The sequence below is a fragment of the Mycobacteroides chelonae genome (assembly GCF_016767715.1).
GTDB classification, from domain to species: Bacteria; Actinomycetota; Actinomycetes; order Mycobacteriales; family Mycobacteriaceae; genus Mycobacterium; species Mycobacterium gwanakae.
This window is the reverse complement of the sequence record NZ_CP050145.1, coordinates 266,549-275,739: the sequence shown is the minus strand read 5'-3', so window position 1 is coordinate 275,739 and position 9,191 is coordinate 266,549. Positions and strand designations below refer to the sequence as shown.

12 protein-coding genes and 1 tRNA gene are annotated in these 9,191 nt (G+C 65.0%); 5 read left to right on the top strand and 8 right to left on the bottom strand.

Annotated elements, in window-relative coordinates:
* Nucleotides 1–439 precede the first annotated feature (439 nt).
* Nucleotides 440–1,138 (top strand): MspA family porin, encoded by a 699-nt coding sequence (locus HBA99_RS01350; RefSeq protein WP_109494188.1) that lies wholly within the window; start codon nucleotides 440–442, stop codon nucleotides 1,136–1,138.
* A gap of 57 nt (nucleotides 1,139–1,195) precedes the next feature.
* Here the strand turns inward: HBA99_RS01350 and HBA99_RS01345 are convergent.
* A tRNA-Ser gene (locus tag HBA99_RS01345) sits at nucleotides 1,196–1,286 on the bottom strand.
* A gap of 345 nt (nucleotides 1,287–1,631) precedes the next feature.
* Here HBA99_RS01345 and HBA99_RS01340 point away from each other — a divergent pair.
* Both HBA99_RS01340 and HBA99_RS01335 read left to right on the top strand, forming a co-directional pair.
* On the top strand, nucleotides 1,632–1,928 hold the full coding sequence (locus HBA99_RS01340; protein ID WP_070951672.1) for an Mtp family mycobacterial-type pilin: 297 nt from the start codon (nucleotides 1,632–1,634) through the stop codon (nucleotides 1,926–1,928).
* Between the two features lie 190 nt (nucleotides 1,929–2,118).
* Nucleotides 2,119–2,451, top strand: coding sequence for an Mtp family mycobacterial-type pilin (locus HBA99_RS01335; RefSeq protein ID WP_030096047.1), 333 nt, complete (start codon nucleotides 2,119–2,121; stop codon nucleotides 2,449–2,451).
* A 61-nt stretch (nucleotides 2,452–2,512) separates the two neighbouring features.
* On the opposite strand, the gene HBA99_RS01330 is transcribed toward HBA99_RS01335, so the two are convergent.
* Together HBA99_RS01330 and HBA99_RS01325 are read right to left on the bottom strand one after the other, a co-directional pair.
* The gene (locus tag HBA99_RS01330) at nucleotides 2,513–2,971 is read right to left on the bottom strand and encodes a nucleoside deaminase (RefSeq protein WP_030096048.1); all 459 of its coding nucleotides are present in this window, start codon (nucleotides 2,969–2,971) and stop codon (nucleotides 2,513–2,515) included.
* On the bottom strand, nucleotides 2,968–3,498 hold the full coding sequence (locus tag HBA99_RS01325) for a tRNA adenosine deaminase-associated protein (RefSeq protein ID WP_030096049.1): 531 nt from the start codon (nucleotides 3,496–3,498) through the stop codon (nucleotides 2,968–2,970). The genes HBA99_RS01330 and HBA99_RS01325 overlap by 4 nt, the downstream gene beginning before the upstream one ends.
* 71 nt (nucleotides 3,499–3,569) lie before the next feature.
* Between HBA99_RS01325 and HBA99_RS01320 the strand changes: the two genes are divergently transcribed.
* Complete coding sequence (locus tag HBA99_RS01320; RefSeq protein ID WP_070923392.1) at nucleotides 3,570–4,529, top strand: prephenate dehydrogenase; 960 nt, start codon at nucleotides 3,570–3,572, stop codon at nucleotides 4,527–4,529.
* On the opposite strand, the gene HBA99_RS01315 is transcribed toward HBA99_RS01320, so the two are convergent.
* Both HBA99_RS01315 and HBA99_RS01310 read right to left on the bottom strand, forming a co-directional pair.
* On the bottom strand, nucleotides 4,526–5,074 hold the full coding sequence (locus HBA99_RS01315; RefSeq protein ID WP_030096051.1) for a putative glycolipid-binding domain-containing protein: 549 nt from the start codon (nucleotides 5,072–5,074) through the stop codon (nucleotides 4,526–4,528). The two genes, HBA99_RS01320 and HBA99_RS01315, sit on opposite strands and share 4 nt — an antisense overlap.
* 100 nt (nucleotides 5,075–5,174) lie before the next feature.
* Nucleotides 5,175–5,984, bottom strand: a complete 810-nt coding sequence (locus HBA99_RS01310; protein WP_030096052.1) for a class I SAM-dependent methyltransferase — start codon at nucleotides 5,982–5,984, stop codon at nucleotides 5,175–5,177.
* 93 nt (nucleotides 5,985–6,077) lie between these two features.
* Here HBA99_RS01310 and HBA99_RS01305 point away from each other — a divergent pair, with 93 nt between their 5' ends.
* Nucleotides 6,078–6,740, top strand: a complete 663-nt coding sequence (locus HBA99_RS01305; RefSeq protein WP_070951673.1) for a winged helix-turn-helix transcriptional regulator — start codon at nucleotides 6,078–6,080, stop codon at nucleotides 6,738–6,740.
* On the opposite strand, the gene HBA99_RS01300 is transcribed toward HBA99_RS01305, so the two are convergent.
* From HBA99_RS01300 to HBA99_RS01290, 3 genes are read right to left on the bottom strand one after another with little or no spacing between them, the layout of a single operon-like run.
* Complete coding sequence (locus tag HBA99_RS01300; RefSeq protein ID WP_044104900.1) at nucleotides 6,672–7,430, bottom strand: ABC transporter permease; 759 nt, start codon at nucleotides 7,428–7,430, stop codon at nucleotides 6,672–6,674. The genes HBA99_RS01305 and HBA99_RS01300 overlap by 69 nt on opposite strands.
* Entirely contained in the window at nucleotides 7,427–8,080 is a 654-nt protein-coding gene (locus HBA99_RS01295) for an ABC transporter permease (protein WP_070952360.1), read from the bottom strand. The genes HBA99_RS01300 and HBA99_RS01295 overlap by 4 nt, the downstream gene beginning before the upstream one ends.
* A 1-nt stretch (nucleotide 8,081) precedes the next feature.
* A complete protein-coding gene (locus HBA99_RS01290; RefSeq protein ID WP_070951674.1) occupies nucleotides 8,082–9,188 on the bottom strand; it encodes an ABC transporter ATP-binding protein in 1,107 nt (368 codons plus the stop codon).
* Between the last annotated feature and the right edge of the window lie 3 nt (nucleotides 9,189–9,191).

Below are 9,191 nucleotides of genomic sequence, written 5' to 3'. Positions count from 1 at the left end.
CGAGTTCGCGTGACACTGTTCTTGGAATGCGCGACTAGTTCTTGGAATGCGCGGATACCCTTGCCGCACTGACGATCCCACATCAGCTTCCGATCGACTCTGTCAAGTCGAGCAGATCCACTGTGCACTGGGCGATGCCAGACGACACTTCCAATCTTTGTGAATGCTATGAAGCCGCACTAGCCGTCCCGTTACGCCATGCAGTGATATCGCAGGCAGAGGGCCCCACGTGACACAGCAACGAGTTCCGATCGAGATTTTGGACCACACATCGGCGCGATAGCGGTTGCGTGCCCAAATTCGCTGTGGTGAGCTTCGCGGGCATCGGCGTGGCAAAGGCGGCATGTTCTTGCGATGTGTTTAAACCGGTCGGGGAATGTGCAAGGAGTGCACTGTGCGTGTGGTTTTCACTGCCCTAAGGAGGGCCCCAAAGCCGTTGATGCCAGTATTGGCGATGTTGGTTTTGCTTGCCACGAGCCCATCACTGGGCGTAGCCCATGCCGGCCTCGACGATGAGCTCAACGTGATTGACGGCAAGGGCCGGTCGTTGCGCATTCAACAATGGGACACCTTTCTCAACGGTGTATTTCCGTTGGACCGCAATCGATTAACACGGGAGTGGTTTCATTCCGGGCGGGCCGCCTACGACGTGAGCGGACCCGGCGCCGCCGATTTTGAGGGCACGCTGGAGTTGGGCTACCAGGTGGGCTATCCGTGGTCACTCGGGGTTGGCCTCAATTTCAATTACACGACGCCCAATGTATCGGCGCTGTATGGGGTGCCCAATCCGTTTGTCGCCGGCCCCTCTCTGGCCGGGGAGTTGGCCAATGCCGCCGCTACCGGCGGCGTGCCGAATCTGGCCAACGTCAAGACCGGCGCTGAAGACTCCTACGTACAGACCACCAATTTGCTGCCCAGCGCCGGGATCAATGTCGATCTCGGCAACGGTCCCGGGATACAGGAAGTCACAACGTTTTCTGTAGCTATCAAAGGCGCGAAGGGCGCCGTAGCCGTCAGCAACGCGCACGGAACCGTCACCGGCGCTGCCGGGGGCGTGCTGCTACGCCCCTTTGCACGGCTCATCAGCGCGGCAGGGGACAGCGTCACCACCTACGGCAGCACTTGGGACATGCGCTGACCGACAGCAATCGCACATAAAAATACCCCCTGAACTGCAGTAACAGTCAGGGGGTAATGGCGGTGGCGGAGGGATTTGAACCCTCGGACGGGGGTTACCCGTCACACGCTTTCGAGGCGTGCTCCTTAGGCCGCTCGGACACGCCACCGCCGAAGAGACTACAGGCAGGCCGGCCCGATCCCCCAATCGGTTGACCCGGCCACCGGCGACAGGCGCGGCTGCAGCCGCAAGCGAAAGCGCCATATCGCGTTATCACCCGGCGGCGTTAGCAACGCGCCATCCATATGCGTGAAGTCGCATGGCTGGCAGGAAACTCCCAGCGTGCTGTACGAAATCAGCGGCGTGGCTCCAAGGAAAGTGGCCTTCCATCTTGCTTGTGCAGGTTCTCGTTGGCATCGCGACATCCGCCTCTCGGGGCGGGCGGACGCCGCCGGGCCATCAGCGAGACCGGCACGAGGAGATCGACACCATCACGATGGGAAGGCCCTGACCAATGAAAATTCTTGTAGGAATCGCAGCATCCGCGGCCATCGCCGCGAGCACGCTCGGCCTCGCGGCGACGGCCGACGCGGCACCGGCACTCCCCGCCCCCAACTACCACTGGTGCCCGGGCGAGTTCTGGAATCCGATCTGGGGATTCAACTGGGAATTCGGCGAATGCCACGACGACTGGCATCGCGACCGCGACGGAGACTGGCACGACCGCGACTGGCGCGGCGATCGTGGTGACTGGCATGACCATGACCGCGGCGACTGGGGGCATGGCCACGATCGCGACTGGAGGCCCTAGCCCACCTTCATCGAGAAGCAACCCCGCCCGCCGGACTCGCTCCAGTGGGTGGGGTTGTTTGCCTTGCACCGCCACAACGCAATGGGTGGGAAATAAGATCCATACGAAATATCTTGACTGACAGCAGATTTACAGCTCACTGTACGCATAGCGCACGTTGATTGCCAGCAAAGAATGCTTTGCTTTCCTTATGAAAATTCTCGTTGGAATCGCCGCTTCCGCTGCCATAGCCGCCGGCGGGCTCGGCCTCGCCGCCACCGCCAATGCCGCTCCGGCTCCAGAGCTTCCGGCGCCCACGTACCACTGGTGCCCCGGCGAGTTCTGGAACCCGATCTGGGGCTTCAACATGAACTGGGGAGAATGCCACGCCGACGGCATCCTGGACCGCGACCGTCCCGGCGACTGGCGCGGTGACGACGGTCGCTGGCGCAACAACGGCCCCGGCCCCGGTGACAACCGCGGACCTGACCGTGGACCCGATCGCGGCCCTGACCGCGGCCCCGGCAACGACTGGCACCGGTAAGCCTCCCGAATCGGCCCGTCCGGCGCGCGACCCCGACCACTCACCGCGCCGGGCGGGCCACTTACCTTTTAGCCGCGAAGAAGTTCTCCAGCAGGGCCGCGCATTCCTCGGCAAGCACGCCGCCACGCACCTCAGGCCGGTGGGCCTGGCGCCGGTCACGCACCACATCCCACAGCGATCCCACGGCCCCGGTCTTGGGCTCCCACGCCCCGAACACCACCCGGCCGACACGCGCCAGCACCAACGCCCCCGCGCACATGGTGCACGGTTCGACGGTCACCGCCAGGGTCGCGCCCTCCAGCCGCCAGCCGTCGCCATGTTTCGCGGCGGCCTCACGCAGGGCGAGAACCTCGGCATGTGCCGTCGGATCACCCAGGCGTTCACGAGCATTGGCGGCGCGCGCCAATTCGGTCCCGTCTGCGGCGTAAATCACCGCACCGATCGGCACATCCTCGGCACCGGCTTGCGCGGCGGCTACCAATGCGGCGCGAATCAGCGCCTCGTCGTCTGGAAACGTCACCGATCCAGCTTGTCGAGCACCGCACCGAACTCATCGGCAAAGCCCATACGCGCGGCGATCATGCCGAGCTGCTCATCGGGGTAGAGATCGGTCTCGCTGAGAATCACACTGAGCACCGGCTCGGGCAGCCCGATATCGGAGAGCAGGCCCAAATCGCCTTCCTCCCACGGGTCAACCTCGTCCAGCTCATCGGAATCGAGCTCCGGGACAGGAATATTCAGCCGCTCTAACACCTCGACGGCGATGTCATAGTCAACCGCCGCCGTGGCGTCCGAAATCAGCAGGTGCGTTCCCGAAGGCGCCGGGCGGATGATGATGAAGAATTCCTCGTCAACATCCAGCAAGCCGAACACCGCACCAGCGCTGCGCAATTCACGTAACTCGGTTTCCGCCGCCGCCAAATCGGTAAGCGCCCCAGCCTTCAACGATGTCACTCGCCAGCGGCCCTCTTCACGAACGACGGCCACGCCGAAACCCTCCAGGCTTTCGGCGCTGGGCCCTGCGGCCTTGGCACGTTGTGCGTCCATGGGCAATACGGTAATGCCCCAACCTGGGTTGTGACCACAAACAACTTGGTCACGTATGCCAACCTGGTGTGGTGAACGCCGCCGAACACGACCACCAACGCCCCCCGATCTGCGTACTTGGCCTCGGACTCATCGGCGGATCCCTGGTCCGCGCGGCCACCGCCGCAGGGCGCCACGTCTGGGGGTACAACCGCTCCACCGAGGGCACCGAGGCCGCGCGGGCGGCCGGTTTCGATGCCACCACCGACCTGGACCTGGCGCTGCGGCGCGCGCGCAACGCCCAGGCACTCATCGTGCTCGCGGTGCCGGTCCCGGCCCTGTCCGCGCTGCTGACCCGTATCGCGGAACTGGCCCCGGAATGTCCGCTCACTGATGTCACCAGCGTGAAATCCGCTGTACTGCAACAGGTATCCGAGCATGGTTTGGCACAGCGATTCGTCGGTGGCCATCCCATGGCGGGCACAACAGAGTCGGGCTGGGGCGCCGGGGACGCCAAGCTTTTCCGCGACGCGACATGGGTCGTCAGTGTTGACGACGACGTCGATCCGCAGGTGTTCGCACAGGTGACTCGGCTGGCCCTGGATTGCGGGTCCGTGGTGGTTCCGGCCCGCTCAGATGAGCACGATGCCGCCGCCGCCGCCATCTCACACCTGCCGCACCTGCTCGCCGAAGCCCTGGCCGTCACCGCCGACGGGGTGCCGCTGGCCTACTCACTGGCCGCCGGATCCTTCCGGGACGGCACGCGAGTCGCTGCCACCGATCCGTCACTGGTGCGCGCCATGTGCGAATCGAATCCACACGGCGTGCTCCCGGCCCTGGAGGAGGCCATGGCGCTGCTGGCGGCGACGTGGAACACCCTGAACGCGGAGAATTCGGTCGAGCTGCTGGTGGAGGCCGGCTACGCCGCGCGGCAACGCTACGAGGCGCACACGCGGTTCGACATTAGCGGCGTCAGCCGAACCGACGCCGACTGGCGCGAGCGGCTCACCGAAGCCGGACGGCAGGGCGGCGTGCTGCGGGTCGTCCCCTAAATCCGGACGGCAAGCCCGGGGTATTCCAGCAGGAACCCCTCGTCATCGACGGTGACCGTGGTGTCTGCGACCGGCGAGACCACCTTGATGCCCTTACCGTCGTTGCGGTAGCTGATGGTGGCGGGGCTGACGACCAGATCAGGCAGGGTCACGTACACAACCGGCAGCACTGTGCTGCCTTCTTGCTGGTAGAGGCCGGTGCGACGGATCGGAAGCGCGTTGAAGAAGGGGCTGAACACCACGTCGACGTCCAATGCGCCGTCGAAGGCCGAGCGTGTCGCGCCCTCGTGGTTCTGCACGGTCCACATGCCTTCTTCGTCCCGGGCGATCGACAGCTGCCGCTCCCGTTCGGCCACGGTGGTCGACAGGGACAACCGATTGGTGGATCCCGTCTCGTCGGTCACCAGGTCGTACGAGGCACTGAACGCGGGGTGCGCCTCGGATGCACCGGCCACAAAACGGCCGTGTGCGCGGATGCGTCGACCCGATAGTTGAACGCGGGTGGATTCCATGCGCGACGCGTCGTGGGCACGCCAGGTCAGCACGGCGGGCCCAGTCGCCGGGTCCATCGGGCTGGGGTTACTCACCCGTCTACCGTAGGCGACCGCGCAAATTGATCCCTCGTGAGCCCTTGGCGCCTCCGAATCACTTCCTCGTGTGCGCGACGTACAGCAGGTACTCCCAGTCCATCGACAGCCGCCCGTCGCCGCGATCATGCCGTCGCGCCAGTTCGACAAGCGCATCGTCGAGTTGGGTGGTCTTGTCCGCATCACCGGCGATACCGGCATAGACGGCGATCGTCGGCCCGTAACAAGCCTTGAAGAAGTCGCGGAACTCCTCGGCGGTGGCGAATCGGTCCACCACCAACGTCCGCGGCTCCACCGTGACCTCGGTGACCCTGTCCGCCAGCAGTGCTCGCACATGAGCCGGGTCTCCCCACAAGGGCGGAGGTTGTGCACCGGGCGCCGCGGGAGCCGCGAACGGCTTCATGGTCGCGAACATCTGGCCGATGAATCCCTGCGGTGTCCAGTTGATCAGACCGATGGTTCCGCCCGGCCGGCAGACGCGGATCAGTTCATCGGCGCTGTCCTGATGCCGCGGAGCGAACATCACCCCGACGCAGGACATCACGACATCGAACTCGTCGTCACCAAACGGGAGCGCCTGAGCGTCCGCGACCCGCCAATCGATTTCTGCACCGGCCCGCGCCGCCACGGCACGCCCCACCTCCAGCAGCTCGGGAGTCAGGTCGGAGGCCACCACCTTCGCGCCGATACCCGCGGCGGGGATTGCCGCATTCCCGGATCCGGCCGCAACATCCAATACTCGGGCGCCGGGGACGACGCCGGACTCCTCGACGAGGACCGGCCCCAGCGGTGCAATCACCTCAGAAGCCACTGCGGCGTAGTTGCCCAGGGCCCACAGTGAAACTCTTTGGGCTGTTTCTGTGTTCATACATATAGACGCTAGGCAGATCGCCGCACCTGGGCTAGTACAAGATCTGTACTGGGGCTGGTCACCGTGACGTCGGCGGCCTACCGTTCATCCATGGGTGCGTCGTATTACCAGTTCTGCCCAGTCGCCAAGGCGATGGAGCTGCTCGACGAGCGCTGGACTCTGCTGATCGTGCGTGAATTACTGCTCGGCAGTGAGCATTTCAATGATATTCGGCGCGGAGTGCCCCGCATGTCCCCGTCTCTGCTGTACAAGAGGCTGGCCCGGCTGGTGCGCGCCGGGATCGCCGAACGTCACGACAACCGCTACGTACCCACGGACGCCGGCCGTGAGCTGCGCCCCGTCGTCGAGATGTTGAGCCAGTGGGGGATCCGGTGGATCGGTGAGATCGGGGACGAGGATCTAGACCCCAAGTTGCTGCTCTGGGATATGCGCCGTCACGTCATCGGCAGCGCGGTTCCCGAGGGCCGCACCGTGCTGCATTTCCGCTTCGGCGACGTCACCGCCGACAAGCGGCACTGGTGGCTCATCATCACGCCCGAAGGCGCCGACCTTTGCGATGCCGACCCGGGCTTTGACGCGAACATCGGCGTGACGGCTCAGCTCCGCAGCCTGACTCGAGTGTGGCGCGGCGACTCCGCGTGGTCGGATGTGTTGCGCTCCGGTGAGGTGGCCTTCAGCGGGCCGTCACGGTTGTGTCGCGGCCTGCCGACGTGGTTCGACCCGCCCCTCTACGCCGCTGTCCCCCGCCCCTGAGTCACCGCCGAGATCACGCGGAGCCCATCGCAGCCGCCCGGTGCCCGGAGCTGACAGCCACACCGCCAAGGCAAGGAACGCATCCAGCAGCAGCGCCAGCGCGGTCACCAAAAGGGCGCCGACCAATGCCAAGTGGAACTGCCGCACCTTGATGCCGTCGATGAGGTACCGGCCTAGTCCGCCGAGGCTGGCATAGGCGGCTACGGTCGCCGTCGCGACGATCTGCAAGGTCGCCGTCCGCAAGCCCGACAGAATCAGCGGTAATGCGTTGGGTAACTCGACACCGAAGAGCACCTGACGTTCCGTCATCCCCATGGCCCGCGCGGCCTGCACCACCGTGCGGTCCACGTTCGCGATGCCGGAATAGGTTCCCGCCAGCAGCGGCGGCACCCCGAGCAGGAGTAGCGCGACGGTGGGCGGCACCAAACCCAGGCCCCACAGCAGCACACCCAACAGCAGCACGCCCAGTGTCGGCAGTGCGCGCAGCGCATTGACCGCGCTGACCACCAGAAAGGTGCCACGGCCCGTGTGCCCGATGATTAGACCTATCGGCACCGCGATGATGACCGCGGCCAGCACGGCGATCGCGGTGTACTGCAGGTGCTCACCGATCCGCACACCCAGCCCGCTGTGGCCCGTCCAATTGGATGCGGTGAATATGTAGCCGAGCGCATCGGAGAGAAAGTTCATCGTGCACCCACGACTTTCGCCGCTCTGATCCACGGCGTGGCAGCGCGGCCGAGAACAACCAGGAGTGAATCCACGATGACGGCCAGCAGGAAGATCGCGACGATTCCAGCGATGATCTGGCTGCTCTTGTTGGCCTGGTAACCCTCGGTGAACCAGGTGCCCAGTCCACCGATGCCGATCACCGAGCCCACCGAGACCATCGAGATATTCGTGACGGCAACGACTCTCAGGCCTGCCACCAGCACCGGTATGGATAGCGGGAGTTCGACGCGGACGAGGCGTGCCAGCGGGCGGTATCCCACTGCGGTGGCCGCGTCGCGCACCTGGGGAGCGATAGCGTCGAGCGCCTCGGGCACGGCCCGAATGAGCAGCGCCGTGGTGTAGAGCGTTAGCGCCACCATCACGTTGGCCTCGTCGAGGATCCGGGTGGGAATGATGAGCGGCAACGCCACGAACAACGCCAGTGAGGGAATGGTGAACACAATGCTGGCTATCACCGTGGTGATCCGCCGCGCGGTCCGGTGCCGGTGAATCAGTGCGCCACAAGGAATCGCGATGGCCAACCCGATGAGGATGGGGACCAGTGACAGCCGCACGTGGATCAGCGAGAGCTGCCAGGCGTCGCCGAGATGGGTAAAGAGATAACGCATCTCACCGCTGCCCGGTACGGCGTTGCCGATCCAGCGCGATGAGGACGTCATCCCCGCGGACGCCCCCGCGAACGCGGCCGTCCTCATCGGTGGCCACACCCAGCCCCGATGGCGAGGACAGTGCGGCATCGAGAGCCTGCCGCAATGTCCCGTCCGGGCCGAATAATGATCCTCCGGCGATCACACTGTCGTATAACGACTTTCCCGACCGGTAGACCTCCGCCCCGGCGTCGTCCATCCAGCCGAATGGTGTGCCATCGGGATTGCAGACAAGCACCCAGCTGCGCGGCGCGAGGATGAGGTCGTGGACCTCGGATTCGAAGATCTGCCTGATCTCGTACAGCGGCAGATCGCCCGCATCACGAAACTGCAGTCCCCGATAGCCCCGGTCGCGGCCGATGAAGCCGGCGACGAAATCGCTTGCCGGATTAGATAACACCCGTTCGGGCTCGTCATACTGCTGCAGCACGCCGCCCGGCCCGAAAACCGCCACCTTGTCCCCGAGCTTGACGGCCTCGTCGATATCGTGCGTCACGAAGACGATGGTCTTGTTGAGTTCGGCCTGCAGGCGCTGCATCTCGGCCTGCAGGTCATCGCGCACATTCGGGTCGACGGCGCTGAACGGCTCATCCATCAACAGGATCGGCGGATCGGCCGCGAGCGCACGCGCCACACCGACACGTTGTTGTTGACCTCCCGAGAGCTGCGCCGGGTACCGGCTGGCCAATTTGGGATCGAGCCCCACCCTTTCCAGAACATCAAGAGCTGCCTTGCGTGCGGCACGCCGGGATTCGCCGCGCAACACCGGCACCGTCGCCACATTGTCGACGACGCGCTGGTGCGGCATCAGGCCCGCGTTCTGAATGACATAGCCGATGCCCAACCGCAGTTTGACTGGATCCACGGTGCGGACATCTGCCCCGTCGACAGTCAGTACCCCGGACGTCGGGTCGGTCATCCGGTTGATCATCCGCATCGAGGTGGTCTTGCCGCAGCCCGACGGCCCCACGAACACCGTGAACGAACCCTCGTCGACGTGCATGGTGAGATCATCGACAGCGGTGGTCCCATCGGGGTACTTCTTGGTGACGTTCTCAAAGGTGATCACGCG